This is a genomic window from Rhodococcus shunpengi, assembly GCF_048381395.1.
In the GTDB taxonomy this organism is placed as follows: domain Bacteria; phylum Actinomycetota; class Actinomycetes; order Mycobacteriales; family Mycobacteriaceae; genus Rhodococcus.
Map to the genome: position 1 here is coordinate 537,878 of NZ_JBLWIU010000036.1, position 21,378 is coordinate 559,255.

The following is a 21,378-nucleotide window of genomic DNA, read 5'->3' on the forward strand; positions in this document are numbered from 1 at the left end:
GACAACCGGGCACCCACCACACCCCGGTGGGATGCCGATCGACTCTCATCTGGAGGACAGCCGCTGTGCCTATCGCGACTCCCGAGGTCTACGCCGAGATGATCGCCCGCGCCAAGGAGCACTCCTTCGCGTTCCCGGCCATCAACTGCACCTCGTCCGAAACGATCAACGCCGCCATCAAGGGCTTCGCGGACGCCGGCAGCGACGGCATCATCCAGTTCTCGACCGGTGGCGCCGAGTTCGGCTCGGGCCTGGGTGTGAAGGACATGGTCACCGGTGCCGTCGCGCTCGCCGAGTTCGCCCACGTCGTCGCCGAGAAGTACGACGTGACGATCGCTCTGCACACCGACCATTGCCCGAAGGACAAGCTCGACGGCTTCGTCCGCCCGCTCATCGCGATCTCGCAGGAGCGTGTGAACAACGGACAGAACCCGCTGTTCCAGTCGCACATGTGGGACGGCTCGGCCATCCCGATCGACGAGAACCTCGAGATCGCGCAGGAGCTCCTCGCTGCCGCCAAGGCCGCGAAGATCATCCTCGAGATCGAGATCGGCGTCGTCGGCGGTGAAGAGGACGGCGTCGAGAACGCCATCAACGACAAGCTCTACACCACGGTCGAGGACTTCGAGAAGACCGTCGACGTGCTCGGCGCCGGCGACAAGGGCCAGTACCTGCTCGCTGCGACCTTCGGCAACGTCCACGGCGTCTACAAGCCGGGCAACGTCAAGCTCAAGCCGTCCGTCCTCGCCGAAGGTCAGGCCGTCGCGTCGAAGAAGCTGGGCCTTCCGGAGGGTTCGAAGCCGTTCGACCTCGTCTTCCACGGCGGCTCGGGCTCGCTGAAGTCGGAGATCGACGAGGCGCTGAGCTACGGCGTCGTGAAGATGAACGTCGACACCGACACGCAGTACGCGTTCACCCGCCCCATCGCGGCACACATGTTCACCAATTACGACGGTGTGCTCAAGATCGACGGCGAGGTCGGCAACAAGAAGACCTACGACCCGCGCAGCTACCTCAAGAAGGCCGAGGCGTCCATGACGCAGCGTGTCATCGAGGCCTGCAACGACCTCAAGTCGGCGGGACGCTCGGTCTCGGCCAAGTAGGACCCACCGATAGACGAAGGGCGCCGACGTTGCCGTCGGCGCCCTTCGTCGTCCCTACGGTGTGCAGAAATCGTCGCGACACGCCGAGGGCGAACGACGACTTCTGCGCACTCGTCGCCGGCATGGTTCCGTTATTCGCTGCAGACCTTCCACTGCTCGCCGTCGAGCGTGAGGTCGAAGGTGCGGTCGGTGACATCGCCGGGATCGTTCACCGTGTGCGCGGTGACCTGCGCGATGGCGGTGCCCTCGGTGATCTGGATGCGGTCGACGCTCGTCACCACCGGGATCTCGCCCTGTTCGACGGCGAGCCGGTGGATGTCGCGGAAGTTCTCCGGATCGACCGTCTCGTAGAAGTCGGAGAGCGCTCCGCAGGTCGACTCCCGCAGGGTCGTGAGGTCGCCCGATTCGAGTGCTCCGACGAAGGTGTCGATGCTCGAACGGATCCGGCTCTCGGGGGAGTTGTCGGCGCGGTCCTTCAGGAACACGATCACCCCGGCCGCGACGATCGCCACGACCACCAGCACGGCCGCTGCTCCCGCAACGATCAGCCGGCGTCCGCGACTCTTGTCGCGGGCCGGCGGGATGCGCGTGGGCGTGGGCTGGACGGCGACGCGGACGGGTTCGGGCTGAACCGTCGGTTCCTCACCGCGCGGAGCGATGCGCTGCGGCGGCGCCTTCGGCACGTGGCTGCGGACCGGGATCTGCACCGTGGGCGCATCGGCGGCGGAGGTGGCATCGGACGCGGGCTCGGATTCGGGGTCCGGGCGGGACTCGGCGGTCTCGGGTTCGGCGACTGGAAGCGCCACGGTCTCGTCCGTCGCGACGTTCTCGTCTGCAGCCTGTTCCGGCTCGTCGCTGCTCGTGTCCTCATCCGAGGACGCCGCATCGGTGGTCGGCTCCTCCGGTTCCTCGGAGACCTGCTCCGCTTCCTCGGAGACCTGCTCAGCCGGCTCGAGGGCGGGTTCGTTCTCCGTACTCTCGTCCGGTGTTCCGACAGAAGGGGTCGTCGAAGTCTGCTCGGGTGACTCTTCGTTCTTCGGGTCCGACAACGTGCTGCACCTCGCTCGACGGCCTGCGGTTACCCGGGGACTCTATCGAGCCTTCGCCACGGAAGGGCACAATGACCCCATGACGTCTTTCGGTGATCTTCTCGGACCGCAGCCCACCCTTCTCCCCGGCGACGACGACGCGGAGTCGGCCCTGCTGAACAACGAGGACCCGGCGAAGGTCGCAGCCGACCATCCCACCGCCTCGATCGCATGGGCGTATCTCGCCGAGGCCGCACTCGACCGCGGCGAGACGATCCAGGCCTACGCCTACGCACGCACCGGATACCACCGCGGCCTCGACCAGCTGCGCCGCAACGGCTGGAAGGGCTTCGGTCCCGTGCCCTACAGCCACGAACCCAACCGCGGTTTCCTGCGCTGCGTCGCCGTGCTCGCCCGGGCAGCCCGGACCATCGGTGAGTCGGACGAGCACGCCCGCTGCCTGGACCTGCTCGAGGACTGCGACCCGCGGGCAGCGGAAGAACTCGGCGTCGAATAGACGCCCCGTACATGTCTGTGTCGAACAGACTGTCCGCGGCGACCCGGCGTCGACCCACCCGTCAGGGAGCTCGTAATCGCCTGACCGACTCGTTCGAACGGCTGCGCTCATCGGCGCTGCCGATCGTGCAGTGCGCGCTGGCGGCGGGTCTGGCGTGGTGGGTCGCGAAGGACCTGGTCGGGCACCAGCAGCCCTTCTTCGCGCCCATCGCGGCAGTCGTCTCCCTCGGGCTCGGTCTCGGCGCCCGGTTGCGGCGTTCCGTCGAACTCGTCTGCGGTGTGACCGTCGGGATCGGCGTGGGCGACCTGCTCGTCTCGCTGATCGGCAGCGGACCGTGGCAGATCGCACTGGTCGTGATCATGGCGATGGGTACCGCTGTGGCGCTCGACAGCGGCCCGATCTTCTCGATGCAGGCGGGTAATTCCGCGGTGCTCGTCGCCACCCTTCTGCCGCCCGGCGGCACGGGGGGTGTCGACCGTATGGTCGACGCTCTCATCGGCGGGCTCACAGGGATTGCAGTGGTTGCGCTCATTCCCACGCATCCCGTGCGGCGGGCGCGCCGCAACGCCGCCGAGATCCTCGCCACCGCGAGCGAGGTATTGCGCAAGGTGGAGTCCGGTCTCGTGGAGAACAACGCGAAACCGATCGAGGAAGCGCTGCGACAGGCCCGCGCCACCCAGCCCGCGATCGACGCGATGCGGTCCAACCTCAAGGGCGGCAGAGAGATCAGCCGAGTCTCGCCGCTGTACTGGAACAGCCGCAAGCGTCTCGCGGTCCTGACGGCTGCCGCCGACCCGATCGATCACGCGATGCGCAACATCCGCGTGCTCGCGCGACGTTCCCTGACTCTCGTCCGCGACGACGAGATCCTCGACTCGCGATTGGTGCACCGTTTCGTCGAGGTAGCCGACGCGGTGGACGTCCTTCGCGAGATGGTTCTGGCCGAGCCGGGGGAGCAGCCCGACCAGGCCGAGGCCGCGCGTGTCCTGCGCAGCATCGCCAAGAAGATGGATCCCGAACTCATCGCCGGGGCAGGAGTGTCGGCGACGGTGGTGTTCGCGCAGATGAGGTCGCTGATCGTCGACCTGCTGCGGACCGCCGGACTCAAGCGGATCACCGCGATCGCGACTCTTCCTCCCACCGTCGAACATCCGGCCTACGACCCGGACGAATAAGTCCCTCCGATCTCGCCGGGCACGTAGCCGTTGAACATATGCACATTCGTGCATACGATGGCCCGAGGTTCGGAGAGGGAGTTCGATGGGTTCGGGTCACGGGCACTCACACGGCGTCGGCCACGGTCACGGTCAGGGCGCCGGTCCCACGCGCGCCGTCATCCGGCGCATGGCCTTCGCGCTGGGCATCCTCGGAGGGTTCTTCGTCCTCGAGGCTCTCGTCGGTCTCCTGATCGGCTCCCTCGCCCTGCTCGCCGACGCGGGCCACATGCTCACCGACGTCGTCGGGGTGTCCATGGGCATGGTCGCCCTCATCCTCGCCCGGCGAGGGAGCAGCGCGGCGTCGCGCACCTTCGGCTGGCACCGCGCCGAGGTCCTCACCGCGATGGTCAACGCGGTGCTGCTGCTCGGCGTCGCCGGCTGGGTGTTCTACGAGGCGATCGACCGCATCGGCGACGCCCCCGAACTTCCCGGCCTGCCCATGATCGTCACCGCCCTCGCGGGACTGGCCGCCAACATCGTCGTGATGCTCATGCTGCGGGCCGACGCGAAGGACAGCATCGCGGTGCGCGGCGCCTACATGGAGGTGCTCGCCGACGCCGTCGGATCCGTCGGCGTCCTCATCGCGGGCGCACTCGTCATGATCTTCGGCTGGAGCCTGGCCGACGTCGTCGTCGGTGTGCTCATCTCCCTGTGGGTCGTACCGCGCGCGCTGCGACTGGCCGCGGAGTCGCTGCGCATCCTCACGCAGACCTCGCCCGCACATCTCGACGTCGACCTCCTGCGCACCGACCTGCTCGCGCTGCCCGGCGTGTGCGGCGTGCACGACCTGCACGTGTGGACGCTGACCACCGGCATGGATGTGGCGACCGTGCATCTCGTCAGCGACCACGACCCGCAGTGGATCCTCGACTCGGCGCGCACCGCGCTGTCGTCGCACGGGCTCGAGCACGCCACCGTCCAGGTGGAGTCGACGGTCGACGGCAAGCAGTGCGAGAAGGACGTCACCTGGTAGCTCGCCGCGCGAACCGGTTCGGCCGCAACGTCCACCGACCCGGCCCGCCGTAGAGCCGGACGACGTCCAGCGGTCCCACGTCGACCCTCCGGAACGACGACGCCGGAGCGTCGAGAGCGCACACCGTCGCGGCCCGCACGACCGCCGGGTGCGTCACCACCCCGACACGTTCGTAGCTGTCGTCCTGGGCGGCCAGCCAGGTGCCGATCCGACGGATGAGGTCTTCGACGGACTCGCCGCCGTGCGGTGCCGAAGCCGGCTCGGTCAGCCACATCGCCAGGTCGCTCTCGGGCAGCTCGTCCAACCCCGCCCCGCACCACCTGCCGTAGTCGAGCTCGCGCAGAGCGGAGTCGATCTCGGCGGGGACGCCGAAGGCGTGGACCGTGTCGACCGCGCGTCGCTCGGGCGCACACACCCACCGGTCGACGACCGGCACCGCGACGCGTCCGAGTTCGCGGCGGCCTCGTTCGGAGATCGACTCGTCGCACGGAAATCGGGCCTGTTCCGTCGCACGCGTGGAAGCGTGTGCGACGAAGAACAATCGGGTCACGGCAGGTACGTCCTCTCCGCTTGACATCGCAGACCGCACGGTGCGAAGGTGCGTCGGTAAAGATGTGCCGAGGTGTAGGCAATCCGGTGGGAAACCGGAGCGGTCGCGCCACTGTAACCGGAGATCTCGAAATCTCCGGAAGCCAGAAAACTCCCGCGGCACATGACGGAATCGAATGGGACGCGAAATCCCAGGAGGATTGTCATGGCTGTTGTCCATACCCCCGACGAGTCGCTCGGCTCCGCCGCACTCGCAGTCGCTCTCGCTGCAGTGATCGTCGCGGCATTTCTCGTTCTCTACCTGGTCGGATTCGATCAGGGCGCGATCTCGCGCACCGGCATGTTCATGCACGAACTGATGCACGACGGCCGGCACCTCCTCGGTCTTCCGTGCCATTGAGAACGGGGACCACGATGCCCGGAACCTACCTCCACCTGCTGCTGAGGGGCCTGCTCGCCGGACTCGTCGCGGGTCTGCTCGCCGGCGGTGTCGCCTTCGTCGTCGGCGAACCCCACATCGAATCCGCGATCGCGCTCGAAGAAGCTGCCGGCGAAGCGCATTCGCACGATCACGACCACGCTGCGACCACCGGGGAATCCCACGGTCACAGTCACGGCGAGGATGCGCTCGTCGACCGTACCGGTCAGAAGGCCGGACTGTTCCTCGCAACGACCCTCGCGGGTCTCGCGCTCGGCGCCCTCTACGCGTCGGTGTTGCACTTCGCGCGTCGCCTCACCGACATGCCGGGCTGGAAGCTCGGATTGTTCGGGGCGGCCGGAGCGTGGCTCGCCGTCGAGGCCGTCCCGTTCGTGAAGTACCCGGCGAATCCGCCGGCCGTCGGTGATCCCGAGACGATCGATCAACGCACTTTGCTGTGGCTCGCCTCGGTCGCTCTCGGACTCGTCGCGATCGCCGTGGCCGTCGCGGTGGCGAAGGCGCTGGCCGCCCAGGACCTGCACACCGTCCGCATCGCAGGCCCAGCGTTCGCCTTCCTCGTCGTGGTGGGTCTCGGATATCTCGCCTTGCCGAGAATCGACGAGGTGGGGGAGGGCTTCCCCGCGACGCTGCTGTGGGAGTTCCGGGTCGCGTCGTTCACCGTGCAGCTCACCCTGTGGGCGGCGCTCGGTGTGGTCTTCGCCTACCTCACCGAACGCGCCTCCCGTCGCGTGACGATCCCGGCCTGACGACATGGGTTCGGGTCTGCTCGTCGCCGGAACGACCTCGGATGCAGGGAAATCCGTGGTCGTCACCGGAATCTGCCGATCCATGGCGCGGCGCGGCCTGAAGGTCGCGCCGTTCAAGGCGCAGAACATGTCGAACAACTCGATGGTGACGAGCGAGGGCGCGGAGATCGGGCGCGCCCAGTGGATCCAGGCGGTGGCCGCCCGTGCGATCCCCGAGGCCGCGATGAACCCGGTGCTGCTCAAACCCGGCAGCGACCGGCGCAGCCACGTCGTGGTTCTCGGGCGCCCCGCCGGATCGCTGGAGGCAGGTGAGTTCGCCGGTGGGCGACAGCATCTCGCCGACGCGGCGTTCGGCGCCTTCGACGATCTCCGTCGCCGGTTCGACGTGGTGGTGTGCGAAGGTGCCGGAAGCGCGGCCGAGATCAATCTGCGCGACCACGACTACGTGAACATGGGCCTGGCGCAACACGGTTCGATGCCGACCGTCGTCGTCGGCGACATCGACCGCGGTGGCGTGTTCGCCTCGATGTACGGGACGCTGGCCCTGCTCGACGCCGCGGATCAGCAGTTGATCCGCGGCTTCGTGATCAACAAGTTCCGCGGCGACGTCTCGCTCCTGAAACCCGGACTCGACTCGCTCGAACGGGTCACCGGCCGCCCGGTGCTCGGCGTGCTGCCGTGGCAACGCGAGCTGTGGCTCGACTCCGAGGATTCGCTCGCCCTCACCTCCCGCCCCGCGCACGACGGTGACGGCGCACTGAGCATCGCCGTCGTGATGCTGCCGCGGGTCAGCAACTTCACCGATGTCGACGCGTTGTGCCTCGAACCGGACGTGCGGGTCCGCTTCGTCGACGACCCGCGAGCGCTCGCCGGTGCCGACGTCGTGATCGTGCCCGGAACACGCGCCACACTCGCGGATCTCGCGTGGCTGCGCTCGCGAGGACTCGACACCGCGATCGTCGACCACGCCCGCCGGGATGGACCGGTCCTCGGTATCTGCGGCGGATTCCAGATGCTCGGCACGCACATCGACGACCCGCACGGTGTCGAAGGTGTCCCCGGTGCGAGCGAGCCGGGTCTCGGATTACTCCCCGTCCGAACCGAATTCGCACACGAGAAGGTTCTCCGATTACCGAGGGGCACGGCGTTGGAGGCGGCCGCCTCCGGCTACGAGATCCACCACGGACGCGTCACCGTCGACGGTGGCACCGACTTCCTCGGTGGCACCCGTGTGGGCTCGGTGTTCGGCACCATGTGGCACGGCGCCCTCGAAGGGGACGCGGTGCGGCGGGCATGGTTGCGCGAGGTCGCTGCGGCAGTGGGCCGCGAGATCCGCACGGGGGAAGTGAGTTTCCCGGCAGCACGCGAGGCCCGCATCGAGGCGCTCGCGGACCTCGTCGACGAACATCTCGACATGGACGCTCTGCTCGCCATGCTCTCCGACGAGCGAACCCTGCCCGTGCTGAGGGGAACCCTTCGGTGACGGTCCTCATCCTCGGTGGAACGGGGGAAGCCCGTTCCCTCGCCGTGGCATTGGACGGCACGGACATCGCGTTCGAATCCTCCCTGGCAGGCCGGGTCCGCAATCCCCGCCTGCCCGTCGGTCCGGTGCGCATCGGAGGGTTCGGTGGCGCGGACGGTCTCGCCCGGTACCTGACCGAGCGCGGTATCCGAGCCGTCGTCGACGCCACCCATCCGTTCGCCGCGGGCATCAGCGCGAACGCCGCGACGGCATGCACCGCCGCGCGCGTTCCGCTGGTGCGCCTGCAACGACCCGGTTGGCACGACGAGCACGGCCTGTGGACGTGGGTCGACGACCACGACGTCGCCGCGCACGTCGCCGCGACCGGCCGGAGGATCTTCCTCAGCACCGGACGGCAGACCCTCGACCGCTTCGTCGGGCCGCTCGCCGCGCACGACGTGCTCGTCCGCGTCGTCGACCCGCTGACGACCGAGTTGCCACCGGGCTGGTCGGTGCTGCTCGGACGCGGCCCCTACACAGCGACTGACGAACGGAAACTGCTGCTCGACAACGGGATCGACACCGTCGTCACGAAGGATTCGGGTGGCTCGCTCACCCGCGGCAAACTCGACGCCGCCGACGAACTGGGCGTGCGCGTGATCGTCGTGCGTCGCCCGCCCGCACCCCGCGGTGTCGCCACGGTGGAGACCGTGGCGGCAGCGCGGGAATGGGTCCTCCGGAGCGCGGCGGTCAGACCTGCGGACCTTCGGAACGCAGATCGTCGACCTTCTTCATCGCCTCGCGCAGTTCCCGGAGCCACTGCTCCGAGTGCTGCCCCACGAGCCTGACGGTCCACTTCAGCGCATCCGAACGGGACCGCGCGACACCCGCGTCGACGAGGGTGTCGAGCACCTTCCGTTCGGGTTGACGCAGTCGCGTCATGACCGGGACGGCGAGGTGGGTGAACAGGTCGGTCCGGTCGCCGGCCTTCACGCCCCAGGCCACCTTGCGGCCGTAGCGGGCCTCGGCCTCGTCGGCGATGCGCATCCGGTCGGCGCGCGTGGTCTCGCGGAATCGAGCGATGCGTCCGTCGATCTCGGTGTCGCTCGTGCCGTCGGGCACCCCGAGGGGTCCGACGACGAAGATTTCCTCTCTGTCGATCTCGATGTCGGGCGGTCCGGTGAACCAGTCGTCGGGGAGTCTGCCGGCGAACCACTCGGCGGCATCGCTCGCGTCGGGGACGTCGGCCTGTTGCCAGCCGCCCGGTCGTCCGAATCCGTGGATGTGTGAATGTCGCATGATGTCCTCCTCGGGACGCGACCTGGTGCGTGTCGCACCGATCAACCTGTGCGTGTTGCACTGATTACAGTGTTGCACTGCACGCGTGACGCGCGCCACTGTCGATCGGCGAACGGTGCGGTCAGTGATCGCCCCGGGGAGTCAGAACTCCGGAGGTGACCGGAGGAGCGCTGCGCAAGGGAGCGGTGGAGAGCACGACCGGCAGCCACACCGCGGTGGATGCCATCACCGCCCCCCAGCACAGATACAGGCCGACGTGCGGTGCGTGAGAGGTGTGGGCGACCATTCCCGCCTGCGACCAGACCGCGAACAATCCCACCATCGACGCCGCGCCCGAACCGAGCATCGCGATCGCCGCGGCACCCCACCTCCGTCGGAGCAATGCGACGAGCGGTACGAGGATGCCGAACACCACCACGAAGACATCGAAGACGCGGAGCGGAAGCGTGGCGGCCTCGGAATCCCAGCGCACAAGGGCCGTCAGGGACGTCACGGAGGTGGCCTGCGGAAGCAGCAGACCCACGACCAGCAGCGCGACGCACCCGGCCAGGATCCGGACCCGCGAGCGGCCGACGACCACCTCACCGGCGACGCGGTGTTCGATGCGATCGAGATCGTGACGGAATTCCGCCAGGTCGTCCATGGTGCACCCCCGGAGCGCGGCGACGCTTCGGTCCCAGTATGCGACGCGGGCCACATCGGTGGGCGGGTTCTGCAACTCCGTTTCGGGACGGCACGATCGGGCATGCTCCTGGGCGTGAGTCGATACGACGCGTACATCTTCGACGTGCAGGGCACGCTGATGGACTTCTACACCCCGGTCACCCGGGCGGTGGCCGAGGCACTCGGTACCTATGCAGATCCGGCGACCGTGGGCGACCTGGTGCGGGCCTGGAGGAGCGACTACTACGAACGCATCCTCCGTCTCGACCAGTCGGTGGAGAAGTGGTATCGCGTGCAGGACTCCTACGTCGACGGACTCGGCGACGTGTGCGAGCAGTTCGGGGTCGACCTTCCCGAGGACGTGCGCGTCGAGACGGCGCGGGCCTGGCAACGCCTCGAGGCGTGGCCGGACGTGCGGCCCGGGCTGAACGAACTCCGTTCGCAGGCAGTGGTGGCGACACTGTCCAACACGGACATGGCCACGATGATCACGCTCTTCCGTGACCAGCAGCTCGAGGCCGACGCCATCCTCACGGCCGAACTGTTCGGCGCCTTCAAGCCCGAACGTTTCCTGTACGAGCGCACCTGCCGGTATCTGGGGGTCGATCCCTCCCGGGCCGCGATGGTCGCGTCGCATCCCTACGATCTGCGGGCCGCCCGCGAGGTCGGACTGAACACGGTCTTCGTGTACCGGCCGCTCGAGAACGGCCGCGTCGAGGACGCGGTCGACGACACCGAGGGGGAGTTCGACCATCGCATCGAGGACCTGCGGGAGATTCCGTGACAGGTTGTCGACCGTGGACACCGACGTGCTGTCGGAGCTGGTACGTATCGGCTACCACCACATGACCACGGTCGAACACACACCCTGAGACGGCCGGACCCGGGCGTCAGTCGAGCACGAGGTGCCGGGCGGCGATCACCGCGTCCTTCCCGGAGTTCACACCGAGCTTCCGGTACAGCGACCGCAATTGCGTCTTCACCGTGTTCACGCTGACGAATTCGGCCTTCGCGATGGTGCGTGCCGAGCGACCCGCGATCAACCCGTCGAGGACCGCACGTTCGCGCGGCGTCAGTCGCACCACCGGTTTCGACTTCGGATAGGTGGCCGTGTCGAGCGCCGTCGGCTCCGAGGCGGTCGGCAGGGCGACTCCCAGCGAGCCGAGATGACGCGCCATCAACGGCGAGACCATGGTGAACGGTCGCAACAGTCCGGTCTGCTGCGACAGCGCGATCGCCCGGTCGAGGTGAGGACGGGCCTCGCTGTCACGTCCGAGCGCGCACGCGGCAGCGGCACCGAGCACGGCCAGTTCCATCGCCTGGCGGGGCGTGCAGATCGGATCGGTCCCGTAATGGTGCACGAGCGCTTCGCTGCCGGCCGGATCGCCCGTCAGCAGACGCATGCGGGCATGGACGGGCGCGGTGAACAAGTGGGTGGAATCGGCGACGAGATTCCGCGCCCGGTCGAAATCGCCCAGCGCCAGTTCGAGATCGGCGCGTATCGCGTTGACGAGCACAGCGTTGTACCCCGCGTGGAGCTCCGGGTGCTTCCGGATCTCTGCCTTGATGCGCCGCAGCCCGTCCATCGGAGTGTGGGTGAGCAGCGCGAGAGAGCCCTGTGCGTAGAGGACGAGGGCCCAGAACTCGTTCGGGGCCGTGGACGCCTCGATGTCGACGAGGATGTCGAGCGCCACGTCGGTCTCGAGTCGGTCGATCGCGAGCAGTGCCGCCGCGATCTGCTCGGCTGTGTGCGCGAGTCGTGCGCTGTCGCGGTGGTGCCGGCGAGGCGTCCGATCGGTGCAGAGCGCCGCGCGTGCCTCCGGCCCTTCTCCGCGTAGGGCGTGCATGAGCCCGAGTACGGCGGCGGCGTCTTCGCCGACGGGTGTCCCGGCCCCGACGGAACGGGCGCGGCGCAGCATGCCCATCGCTTCGTGCGGACGCACCGCGAAGAAATAGGTCAGCCCGGCCTGGAAACAGAAGGCAGCGTCGGAGACGACCGTCGTTCCGGGTGCCGTCGACGAGGACACCGCTCTCGACGCGAGCTCGTCGCAGATCGACGCCGCCTCGGCGAACCGTCCCTCCCTCCGTAGGGTGACGACCTGCCCGAGCTTCGCAGCGCCGTCCGATCCGCGATCGGGGCTCCCCGGTACCACGAGATAGGTCCTCGTCGGTTCTGCCGGCAGATCGTTCACGGCCCGTCGCAACAACGACCGGCGGACGGCGTCCGGGTACACCCGGGCCGAGTTCCCGGGCACGGGTTCGACCAGACCGAGGGATTCGAGGGTGGTGAGAAAGGTCGGGGCGTCCACGCCCGACTCTGCGAGGGACGCGCAGGTCAGCGAGTCGGTCATCGCCGACATCAGAACCGGTCGGAGCAGGTGTGCGAGGAGTGGTTCGTTCTTGATCGTCCGCGTTGTCACCGAGTCGGTCACCGCATCCACGAGGCGCTCGAGCTCGGTCGCTCCGGGGAGCGGTGCGGAGCACAGGGCTGCGGGGAGACGGCCGATCACGGCCGGTAGCCCTCCGGTGCGGTGAACGATCCGCTCCACGACCCACCGCTCCTGCGGAACACCGGCATCACGCAGGTACGCGGCTGTTTCGTCGACGGTGAAGGCGAGGTCGGCGGAGGTGAGGATCCTCGTGTCGGAGGGCATGTCCGCACCGACGGAACTCGTGGTGCGCGTCGCGACGACGATGCGCAGGGTCGGTTCGTCGGCGAGCAGGGTGCCGATGCCCTCGGCGACGTCCTCGTCGAGTCGCGTGCCGTCGAGGACGAGGGTGACGGGTGTGTCCGCGGTCGACAGGGCGGTGCGGAGGGCGTCGAATCCCCGGCTCGTGCGCGAGGCTTCGGTGTCGATGCAACGGCGTACGGAATCGAATATCCGCGCCCAATAACGGTCGGCGGCAGAATCCGCCGTGGACGGACCGACGTACGCAATGACGCGACGAGGTTCGGGATCGGTCATGAGCCATGTCCGCAGAAGTGTCGTCTTCCCCGAGAATCGGTGGCCGCGGAGGATCACCAGACGTGGGGCATCGGACAATTCCGAGAACAGGCGACCGCGACAGTAAGGAAAAATCTCGACACCTCCACGTCGGCTTCCCCCTGCTCAACGGTTCCGTACTTCTTTTTCCGATGTACGAATCGCACGAACAGTAACCGGAGTTACGTATTCGGACAGAATGAACACGGATTCACCCCGAAATTTCACCTTCGGAACGGAATTGTCCGTCGAGGTGGCGAAATGCCGAGCAGATTATCGACGACGTGCGAGTGCGACGGCGACAGCCGTCGCCACGGCTCCGAGTCCGACCTTCGAGGCGAGTCGCGCGGTCCGGCCGATATCTTCCGGGACCGGCGTGGGTCCGTCGCCGAGCGTGCCGCGATCCTCGACCACCCCGTGATAGACGTTCGTGCCGCCGAGCCGGATCCCGAGAGCACCGGCGAACGCCGCCTCGACCGGACCGGCGTTCGGGCTCGGATGCTTACGCGCGTCCCGGTGCCACGCCCGGACCGCGCCCCGGCCGTCGTCACCGAGTGCGACAGCCAGCAGGGCGGTGAGGCGAGCGGGGACGAGATTGAGCAGGTCGTCGAACCGGGCCGAGGCCCAGCCGAACCGTTCGAGTCGCGGCGTGCGGTGACCGACGCGCGCGTCGAGGGTGTTCGCGGCCCGGTAGCCGAGCAGACCGGCCGGACCGAGGACCGCACCCCACCACAGCGGGGCGACGACGGCGTCGGAGGTGTTCTCGGCGACCGATTCGATGGTGGCGCGCGCGATCCCGTTCTCGTCGAGTTGCGACGGGTCGCGGCCCACCAGGTGGGTCACCTGTTGCCGCGCCGCGGCGAGATCGCCGTCGCGGAGCTGGGCGTCGATCGTCCGGGCCTCGAATCCGAGGGAACGGCCACCGAGCACGGTCCAGGTGGCCAGCGCCGTGACGGTCACCGACAGCACCGGACGATCGCGGGTCGCGCGGTCGGCGACGTATCCCAACGCGCCGGCGGAGCCGACCAGCAGCGAGGTGAACACCACCCCGGCGACGCGGTGGTCGGCGTACAGCCGGCCCTCGGCGGCGCGCGCCAACTTCCCGAAGCCGCTCACGGGATGCCACCGCTGTGGGTCGCCGAAGAATTGGTCGGCGGCGTAGCCGAGCACCAGTCCGAGTGCCCTCTGCTTCACAGGATCGTTCTCCACGTCTCGACGAGCGCCGCCGTGGTCGCCGCGTCGCGCACCGCGATCCGCACCCAGTCGTCACCGAGACCGGGAAAGGTGTCGCCGCGACGCAGTGCGAAACCCTTCTCCCGCAATCGATCCCGAGTTCCTTCGGGAACGGACGCCAGCACGAACGGGGCCGTCGAGGGGGAGACCAGGCGGATCCCGAGGTCGGTGAGGGCGTCGACGAGAACCTCCCTGTCAGCGGCGATCTCCCGCGCGATCACGTCGGTCTCGCGTACTGCATCGTCGGATGCGCACGCGATCATCGCGGCCGCTGCGGGAGTGGACACCGACCAGGGCGGCTGCTGCGCGGCGAGATCCACGAGCACCGCGGCGTCGCCGACCACGTATCCCGCGCGCAGGCCCGGGATCGCCCACGTCTTGGTGAGCGACCGCAGCACCACGAGTCCCGGAACGAACTCTCCCGTCAACGATTCGGTTTCGCCGGGAACGGCGTCCATGAACGCCTCGTCGACCACGACCACCCGCCCCGGTCGGGTCAGTGCCAGAAGCGTGTCCGCCGAGTGCAGGACCGAGGTGGGATTCGTCGGATTGCCGACGATCACCAGGTCGGCATCCTCCGGGACCGCACCCGGATCGAGGACGAACCCGTCGTCGCGGCGCAACACGACTCGCGTGACGCGATGCCCGGCGGCCAGCAGTGCCGCCTCCGGTTCGGTGAACTGCGGGTGCACCACCACCGGCTTCCGCCATGCCCGCGCCCGGGCGATCAACGTGAACGCCTCGGCACCCCCCGCCGTCGGAAGGACCTCGTCGTTGCTGCGGCCGTGACGATCGGCGAGGGCGGCGCATGCATCGCTCGGGTCGGGATACCGGGCGAGAGCGTCCAGCGAGGCACGCAGGGCGTCGTCGAGCCATACCGGTCGCGGTCGGCGCGAGACGTTGACGGCGAGGTCGACCAGCCCCTCGGTCGCGTCGCGGTCGCCGTGATGGTGCAGGTCGGGTTCGTGTGTTCGACGACGTGCCGGTGCCGAGGTGGGTTCGGGTGCGGGCTCCGCCGCCCGTGCGGCGTCCGTGAAACGTCGTGCGAGATCGGGATGTCCGGCCCAGTGCGTGTGCAGGTACGACGTGTGCACCGTGGCGGTCGCGACGCCGTCCGGCCGGCCGTCGAGCAGCCACGCGGGAGACGAGCCGGGATCGATCGCGGTGCGGTGGAATTCGTGGCCGGTGACGCGGGTGCCGGCGGGGGCGAGCAGGGTGTCCTGCGGTGCGATCGCGGTGCGGTAGCCGAGGGTCAGGCGCGGCGTCATCCGTGCCGAGGTGTCGAGGGCGCCGACCATCTCGTGCCCGTCGACCTCCCGCCCCAGATAGAGCAGACCGGCGCACTCGGCGACGGTCGGAACCCCCGCCGCGATCGCGGCGCGCAGGTGCGTGCGCAGGGGGAGGTTCGCGGCGAGGTCGGTGGCGTGCACCTCGGGGAACCCGCCGCCGAGATAGATCCCCGCGGTGCCGGCAGGCAGCCGTTCGTCGCGCAGGGGATCGAACGACACCGGTCGGCATCCGTGTGCGCGCAGGAGTTCCTCGGTCTCGGTGTAGCGGAAGGTGAAGGCACGACCTCCGGCGACAGCGATCACCGGTCCGTCCGCGGTGGATGTGCCCGGTGACCACGGCGTTGCCGACAGGTCGGGTGCTGCCGAGGCGATACCGAGGATCTCGGTGAGGTCGATGCGCTCGGCGATCCGCGCGGCGAGCCGATCCACCTGTGCGGTCGCCTCGTCGCGTTCCTCGGCGGGCACCAGGCCGAGATGGCGCGACGGAACGGTGATGCCGTCGTCGCGACCGAGCACGCCGATCACCGGGATGCCGGTCGGTTCGAGTGCGCGGATCACCTCGTCCGAATGTCGCTGCGATCCGGCCTTGTTCAGGATCACGCCGGCGATCCGCGTGCCGCGGTCGTAGGACGCCATGCCGTGCACGATCGCCGCGATCGACCGGGAGGCGTGCGAGACGTCGACGACGAGGATCACCGGTGCGGACAGCAGGGCCGCGGTGTGGGCGGTGGACGCGTATCCGTCGGTGCCGATCATCCCGTCGTACAACCCCATGACACCTTCGATCACGGCGATGTCCGCGCCGGCGGCGCCGTGCAGGAAGAGGGGAGCGACGAGGTCCTCGCCGACGAGATGCGGGTCGAGGTTGCGGCCGGGTCGGCCGGTGGCGAGGGAGTGGTAGCCGGGATCGATGTAGTCGGGACCGATCTTGTGGCCCGACACGACATGGCCGGCGCGGCGCAGCGCCGCCATGAGACCCGTGGCGACGGTGGTCTTCCCGTGCCCGGATGCCGGTGCGGCGACGACTACACGTGGAACTCTCACCACTCGATCCCTCGCTGGCCCTTCTGACCCGCATCCATCGGATGCTTGACCTTCGTCATCTCCGTCACCAGGTCGGCGACCTCGACGAGCTTCGGGTGCGCCCGCCGCCCCGTGATCATGACGTGCTGGCGTCCCGGCCGAGAGGTCAGCGTATCGACGACCTCGTCGATGTCGACCCACCCCCAGGCGATCGGATAGGTGAACTCGTCCAGCACGTACAGGCCGTGCTGCTCCGCGGCGAGGCGTCGCTGGATCTCGCGCCATCCGGCGAGGGCGTCGGCGGCGTGGTCCTCCTCGGTGCCCTCCTTGCGCGACCACGACCAGCCGGATCCCATCTTGTGCCACTCGATCGGCCCGCCGGTGCCGCGCTCGTCGTGCAGGTCGGCGAGGGTCTCGAAGGCGGTCTGCTCGCCGAGGCGCCACTTGGCGGACTTGACGAACTGGAAGACGGCGACCGACCAGCCCTGGTTCCAGCCCCGCAGCGCGAGACCGAATGCGGCCGTGGACTTCCCTTTTCCGTCACCGGTGTTGACCATCAGCAGCGGCCGGTTGCGGCGCTGGCGGGTCGTGAGACCGTCGTCGGGTACGACGGTGGGCTGCCCCTTCGGCATCAGGCGGCCCTCTCCCGAACGATTCCCGCGAGGGCGTCGGCATCGACCTCACCGACGGGCACGTATTCGGCGCCGAGGCGTTCGGCGAGACGGGCCGCGAGACCCATCCGGAACCGTCCCGTCTCGGAATCCACCACCACCGAGGAGATTCCCTGTGCGGCAATGACGTCTGCGGCGTCGAGCGAACGCTGCACAGCGTCCCGCCCGGCGGTGGCACGACCGTCGGTGACCACGACGAGCAGGGCGCGCCGACGTGGATCCCGGAGCGAGTGGCGTCGAACGGTCTCGGCCGCTTCGATCAGACCTTCGGCCAGCGGGGTCCGCCCACCGGCGGGGAGTTCTCGTAGTCGTGCGGCAGCCACGTCCACCGAATTCGTCGGCGGGAGTGCGAGGGTCGCGCCCGTGCCGCGGAAGGTCACGAGGCCGACGATGTCGCGACGGCGGTAGGCGTCGAGCAGCAGCGACAGGACAGCGGTCTTGACCTGCACCATCCGGTTGCGTGCGGCCATCGACCCGGAGGCGTCGACACAGAGCAGGACGAGATTGGTCTCTCGGCCTTCGATGATCTTGCGGCGCAGCTGCAGACCCTGATCGGTGAGGACGGTCGCGCGGATCGTGGCGGGGAGATGAACCGGACCGGTGTCGCCGCGGCGACTGCCCACTGTGCGGCCGATCGTGGTGACCGCCCGCGACCGACGGCCGGCCGCCCCGCGCCCGACCCGATCGACGGAGAACACCCTGGCGCGAAACGGATCCGATGCCGACGCCAGGGTGGTGGACAACCTGTCGCCCGAACCGGAGGACGTCTCCGCTGCCGAGTCGTCGGGTGCGCTCTCGCCGCCACCGGGACCGTCGTCGGGGCCGGGATCGGGGTCGTCTCCGCCGAGCAGGTCGTCGAGCAGGTCGTCGCTGCTGGTGGGGGCGTCGAACGGGTTGCGGCGCCGACGGTGCGGAAGCGCGAGCCGGGCTGCTGCCGCGATGTCCTCGCGTGTCACCTCGAGGCGGCCGTGCCAGGCGGCGTGTGCGATCGCTGTGCGGGCGGTGACCAGGTCGGCGCGCATGCCGTCCACGTCGAACGCCGCGCACACCTCGGCGATCGAGACCAGCGCATCGTCGCTCAGCACGACCTGCGGGACGAGTTCGCGTGCGGAGACGACGCGGCGCGACCACTCGGCATCCCGATCCGCCCACCGCGCGGTGAAACCGGCCGGATCGGCGTCGAAGGCCATCCGCCGCCGCACGATCTCGGCGCGCACGTGCGGGTCGCGGGGCGCGGCCACGTCCACCGCGAGACCGAAGCGGTCGAGCAGCTGCGGGCGAAGCTCGCCCTCCTCGGGATTCATCGTCCCGACCAGCACGAATCGGGAGGCGTGCTCGACGGAGACCCCGTCGCGTTCGACGGTCGAGCGACCCATCGCCGCGGCGTCGAGCAGCAGGTCGACCAGGTGGTCGTGCAGGAGGTTGACCTCGTCGACGTACAGCACGCCGCGGTGGGCCAATGCCAGGAGGCCGGGTTCGTATTCCGCCGTGCGGTCGGCCAGTGCCTTGCCGAGATGCAGCGAGCCGGTGACGCGATCCTCCGCCGCGCCGACAGGCAGTTCCACCAACCGCACCGGACGGACATGCGCGCCCGCATCGGCAGGGTGAGGGCCGTCCGGACAGGACGTGTCGGGTGCGGCCGGATCACACGAGAACCGGCACTCGTCCACGACGGTGATCTGCGGCAACAGCGCGGCGTGGGCACGCACGGTCGTCGATTTCGCGGTGCCCTTCTCGCCGCGCACGAGCACACCGCCGATCGACGGCGACACCGCACACAGGGTCAGGGCCAGCGCGAGGTCGTCCGAACCGACCACCGCACCGAACGGATACACATGCACTTCGACCTCCACAGGCTCCCGCTGGGATGTTCTTCGCGGCAAGCTGTTCGAAGGCCGGTATTCGGACTTCCCGGTCGGACGCCGTGCGATCGCCTTCCCGGACCGGACGGTCCAGTGGCTGCGCGGATGCGCATGATCGACGACTCCCGGGTCACCGCAGCGGGCCTGTGCCGGATTCTCACCGGCTTCCCGATTATCCCCGTGAGGGGCACCTTCGATTGCCTTGCCGCGGCCGAGTCTAGGCCATGGCGCGTGGGCTATGGTTCACCGCCATGGGACCGATGCGACAGACGACAGGCATCACCGTTGTCGGAATCGGGGCGGGCGGATGGGCGGGCGTGCCGTCGGCCGTCCGGGAACGGATATTCGCAGCCGAGGTCCTGCTGGGCGGCCGGCGCCACCTCGATCTGGTGCCCGCCTGCGCAGCGGTGCGCGAAGAGTGGCCGTCGCCGCTCCTGTCCGGGCTCGACGACCTCCTCGACCGGCACGCCGGCAAGGACGTCGTCGCGCTGGCATCCGGTGATCCGCTGGTCTCCGGGATCGGCACCACACTGATCCGGCGTCTCGGAGGCGACGCCGTGGAGGTGATCCCGGCGGTCTCGTCGGTGGCACTCGCCCGCGCGCGCATGGGCTGGTCCGCGGAGGAGTGCGAGACGGTCACCGTCGTGGGTCGCGAGATCGATGCTCTGCGCAGAGTTCTGACGCGCGGACGCAAACTCGTCGTCCTCGTCGACGGTGCACGTGTCGCGGATGTTGCGACGCTCCTGGTGGCCGCCGGTTTCGGGAACTCACGGGTCGCGGTGTTGTCGCATCTCGGTGCTGCGGACGAGTCCCGGATCGATGCGAAGGCGGCCCATCTGACCGATACGGGCGTCCGGTCCCTGAGTCTGATGTGCGTCGAGGTCGACGGACCCGCCGGGTTGTCGGTGCTGCCCGGTCTCGACGACTCCCTGTTCGAACACGACGGACAGCTCAGCAAGCGGACCGTGCGTGTCGCGGCGGTGTGCGCACTCGCGCCACGACCGGGGGAGTTGCTGTGGGACGTCGGTGCGGGAGCCGGGTCCGTCGGAATCGAATGGGCGCGAACCGATCCGCGCTGTCGTACTCTCGCGATCGAGAAGGACGAGAGGCGCGCCGGCGCAATCGAGCGCAATGCTGCCGCGTTGGGTGTGCCGTCGGCGGTGCGGGTCGTCCGTGGTGCCGCCCCCGCCGCGCTCGACGGACTCCCGGTGCCCGACGCGATCTTCGTCGGCGGGGGAGGAAGTCGTGAGGGTGTGCTCGACACGTGCTGGGACGCATTGCCTCCCGGCGGTCGGCTCGTCGCGCATGCAGTGACGCTGGAGACCGAGGCCGGCCTCGTGCTGTGGTGGAAGACGCACGGCGGTGAACTCACCCGTCTGTCCGTCGAACACGCAGATCCCATAGGAACATTCACCGGCTGGCGTGCGCAGCGACCGGTCGTGCAGTGGAGCGCAGTGAAAGGCGAACGATGACCGTCCATTTCGTCGGATCCGGACCCGGAGCGGCCGACCTGCTCACGCTGCGAGCGGTGAACCTGCTGCGCGAGGTCCCGGTCGTGCTGTACGCCGGTACCTATCTCGATGCCGAGACCCTCTCGCACTGCCGTGACGACGCCGAACTGGTCGACACACAACACCTGGACCTCGACGAGATCACCGCCCATCTCGTCGACGCGCACCGGCGCGGCCTCGACGCCGTGCGACTGTGCTCCGGCGACCCGTCGCTGTACTCGGCGCTCACCGAACAGACGCGACGACTCGACGCCGCAGGCGTGCCCTGGGACGTCACGCCCGGTGTGCCCGCCTACGCCGCGGCGGCCGCGGCACTCGGCACCGAACTGACCGTTCCCGAACTCGTGCAGACGGTCGTGCTGACCCGCACGCAGGCCCGGTCGACGGCGATGCCCGACACCGAGGCTCTGACGCGGGTCGCGGGGATCCGGGCGAGTCTCGTCCTGCACCTGGCGATCACCCGCATCCGTGTCCTGGCCGAAGAACTCACTGCCGAATACGGCGCCGATTGTCCCGTCGCGGTGGTCGCGTTCGCATCGCGGCCGAACCAGGTCGTGCTGCGCGGCACCCTCGCCGACATCGCCGACGGTGTGGAAGCCGCGGAGCTGAAGCACACCGCGGTCATCGTCGTCGGACACGCTCTCGGCGTGCGTGAGCGGCCGGATGTGGCCTGCTCGCATCTCTACGACCCCGCCCGCGAGCGCCCCGGTCTCGGATAACTCCATCTTCGCCCGCCGTACCGGGATTCGCCCCGGTTGCAGCAGGGGCGAACCCCGGTACGGCGCGCGAACCTGTTGACAACCCGGGGG

General features: G+C 69.1%; 20 protein-coding genes and 2 riboswitches. Of the genes, 11 read left to right on the top strand and 9 right to left on the bottom strand.

The features are described from left to right. The first annotated feature begins 65 nt into the window (after positions 1-65). Positions 66-1,103 (top strand): class II fructose-bisphosphate aldolase, encoded by a 1,038-nt coding sequence (fbaA, locus tag ACNJ7K_RS26465; protein ID WP_487042542.1) that lies wholly within the window; start codon positions 66-68, stop codon positions 1,101-1,103. 131 nt (positions 1,104-1,234) lie between these two features. On the opposite strand, the gene ACNJ7K_RS26470 is transcribed toward fbaA, so the two are convergent. Then, positions 1,235-2,152, bottom strand: coding sequence for an Rv0361 family membrane protein (locus tag ACNJ7K_RS26470; RefSeq protein WP_487042543.1), 918 nt, complete (start codon positions 2,150-2,152; stop codon positions 1,235-1,237). Positions 2,153-2,231: 79 nt separating this feature from the next. Between ACNJ7K_RS26470 and ACNJ7K_RS26475 the strand changes: the two genes are divergently transcribed. The 3 genes from ACNJ7K_RS26475 to ACNJ7K_RS26485 all read left to right on the top strand — a co-directional run bounded on the left by ACNJ7K_RS26475 (position 2,232) and on the right by ACNJ7K_RS26485 (position 4,838). Beyond that, positions 2,232-2,648: a DUF3151 domain-containing protein gene (locus tag ACNJ7K_RS26475; protein ID WP_064256541.1), complete on the top strand. Its 417-nt coding sequence runs from the start codon at positions 2,232-2,234 to the stop codon at positions 2,646-2,648. A gap of 11 nt (positions 2,649-2,659) precedes the next feature. Next, positions 2,660-3,823, top strand: coding sequence for an FUSC family protein (locus tag ACNJ7K_RS26480; protein ID WP_174246991.1), 1,164 nt, complete (start codon positions 2,660-2,662; stop codon positions 3,821-3,823). Between the two features lie 85 nt (positions 3,824-3,908). Continuing rightward, positions 3,909-4,838, top strand: a complete 930-nt coding sequence (locus ACNJ7K_RS26485) for a cation diffusion facilitator family transporter (protein ID WP_487042544.1) — start codon at positions 3,909-3,911, stop codon at positions 4,836-4,838. Here ACNJ7K_RS26485 and ACNJ7K_RS26490 read toward each other — a convergent pair. Then, entirely contained in the window at positions 4,828-5,388 is a 561-nt protein-coding gene (locus ACNJ7K_RS26490; RefSeq protein ID WP_192378516.1) for a histidine phosphatase family protein, read from the bottom strand. The two genes, ACNJ7K_RS26485 and ACNJ7K_RS26490, sit on opposite strands and share 11 nt — an antisense overlap. 53 nt (positions 5,389-5,441) lie before the next feature. Next, positions 5,442-5,560: riboswitch (cobalamin riboswitch) on the top strand. A gap of 32 nt (positions 5,561-5,592) precedes the next feature. Between ACNJ7K_RS26490 and ACNJ7K_RS26495 the strand changes: the two genes are divergently transcribed. From ACNJ7K_RS26495 to ACNJ7K_RS26510, 4 genes are read left to right on the top strand one after another with little or no spacing between them, the layout of a single operon-like run. Next, entirely contained in the window at positions 5,593-5,787 is a 195-nt protein-coding gene (locus ACNJ7K_RS26495; protein WP_006552982.1) for a CbtB domain-containing protein, read from the top strand. Between the two features lie 14 nt (positions 5,788-5,801). Next, positions 5,802-6,572, top strand: coding sequence for a CbtA family protein (locus ACNJ7K_RS26500; protein ID WP_487042545.1), 771 nt, complete (start codon positions 5,802-5,804; stop codon positions 6,570-6,572). 4 nt (positions 6,573-6,576) lie between these two features. Further along, positions 6,577-8,055: a cobyric acid synthase gene (locus ACNJ7K_RS26505; protein ID WP_487042546.1), complete on the top strand. Its 1,479-nt coding sequence runs from the start codon at positions 6,577-6,579 to the stop codon at positions 8,053-8,055. After that, the gene (locus ACNJ7K_RS26510; RefSeq protein WP_268654435.1) at positions 8,052-8,882 is read left to right on the top strand and encodes a cobalt-precorrin-6A reductase; all 831 of its coding nucleotides are present in this window, start codon (positions 8,052-8,054) and stop codon (positions 8,880-8,882) included. The genes ACNJ7K_RS26505 and ACNJ7K_RS26510 overlap by 4 nt, the downstream gene beginning before the upstream one ends. On the opposite strand, the gene ACNJ7K_RS26515 is transcribed toward ACNJ7K_RS26510, so the two are convergent. Together ACNJ7K_RS26515 and ACNJ7K_RS26520 are read right to left on the bottom strand one after the other, a co-directional pair. Then, a complete protein-coding gene (locus tag ACNJ7K_RS26515) occupies positions 8,785-9,333 on the bottom strand; it encodes a hypothetical protein (protein WP_268654434.1) in 549 nt (182 codons plus the stop codon). The genes ACNJ7K_RS26510 and ACNJ7K_RS26515 overlap by 98 nt on opposite strands. 121 nt (positions 9,334-9,454) lie before the next feature. Then, positions 9,455-9,976 (bottom strand): Rv2732c family membrane protein, encoded by a 522-nt coding sequence (locus tag ACNJ7K_RS26520; RefSeq protein WP_268654432.1) that lies wholly within the window; start codon positions 9,974-9,976, stop codon positions 9,455-9,457. Between the two features lie 102 nt (positions 9,977-10,078). On the opposite strand from ACNJ7K_RS26520, the gene ACNJ7K_RS26525 reads away from it, so the two are divergent. Then, complete coding sequence (locus ACNJ7K_RS26525) at positions 10,079-10,780, top strand: haloacid dehalogenase type II (RefSeq protein ID WP_269072906.1); 702 nt, start codon at positions 10,079-10,081, stop codon at positions 10,778-10,780. A gap of 106 nt (positions 10,781-10,886) precedes the next feature. Here ACNJ7K_RS26525 and ACNJ7K_RS26530 read toward each other — a convergent pair whose 3' ends face one another. The 5 genes from ACNJ7K_RS26530 to ACNJ7K_RS26550 all read right to left on the bottom strand — a co-directional run bounded on the left by ACNJ7K_RS26530 (position 10,887) and on the right by ACNJ7K_RS26550 (position 19,037). After that, on the bottom strand, positions 10,887-12,962 hold the full coding sequence (locus ACNJ7K_RS26530; protein WP_487042547.1) for a helix-turn-helix transcriptional regulator: 2,076 nt from the start codon (positions 12,960-12,962) through the stop codon (positions 10,887-10,889). 291 nt (positions 12,963-13,253) lie between these two features. After that, positions 13,254-14,174, bottom strand: a complete 921-nt coding sequence (locus tag ACNJ7K_RS26535; protein ID WP_120280202.1) for a cobalamin biosynthesis protein — start codon at positions 14,172-14,174, stop codon at positions 13,254-13,256. Continuing rightward, on the bottom strand, positions 14,171-16,546 hold the full coding sequence (cobBC, locus tag ACNJ7K_RS26540; RefSeq protein ID WP_487042548.1) for a bifunctional hydrogenobyrinic acid a,c-diamide synthase/histidinol phosphate aminotransferase CobBC: 2,376 nt from the start codon (positions 16,544-16,546) through the stop codon (positions 14,171-14,173). Before cobBC ends, ACNJ7K_RS26535 begins: the two co-directional genes overlap by 4 nt. Then, the gene (gene cobO, locus ACNJ7K_RS26545; protein WP_016691514.1) at positions 16,543-17,157 is read right to left on the bottom strand and encodes a cob(I)yrinic acid a,c-diamide adenosyltransferase; all 615 of its coding nucleotides are present in this window, start codon (positions 17,155-17,157) and stop codon (positions 16,543-16,545) included. Before cobO ends, cobBC begins: the two co-directional genes overlap by 4 nt. Next, complete coding sequence (locus ACNJ7K_RS26550) at positions 17,157-19,037, bottom strand: VWA domain-containing protein (protein WP_487042549.1); 1,881 nt, start codon at positions 19,035-19,037, stop codon at positions 17,157-17,159. The genes cobO and ACNJ7K_RS26550 overlap by 1 nt, the downstream gene beginning before the upstream one ends. 35 nt (positions 19,038-19,072) lie before the next feature. Continuing rightward, positions 19,073-19,268, bottom strand: a riboswitch (cobalamin riboswitch). Positions 19,269-19,309: 41 nt separating this feature from the next. Here ACNJ7K_RS26550 and cbiE point away from each other — a divergent pair. After that, entirely contained in the window at positions 19,310-20,530 is a 1,221-nt protein-coding gene (cbiE, locus tag ACNJ7K_RS26555; protein ID WP_120280200.1) for a precorrin-6y C5,15-methyltransferase (decarboxylating) subunit CbiE, read from the top strand. Then, entirely contained in the window at positions 20,527-21,288 is a 762-nt protein-coding gene (locus ACNJ7K_RS26560; protein ID WP_159417642.1) for a cobalt-precorrin-4/precorrin-4 C(11)-methyltransferase, read from the top strand. Before cbiE ends, ACNJ7K_RS26560 begins: the two co-directional genes overlap by 4 nt. The last annotated feature ends 90 nt before the right edge of the window (positions 21,289-21,378 follow it).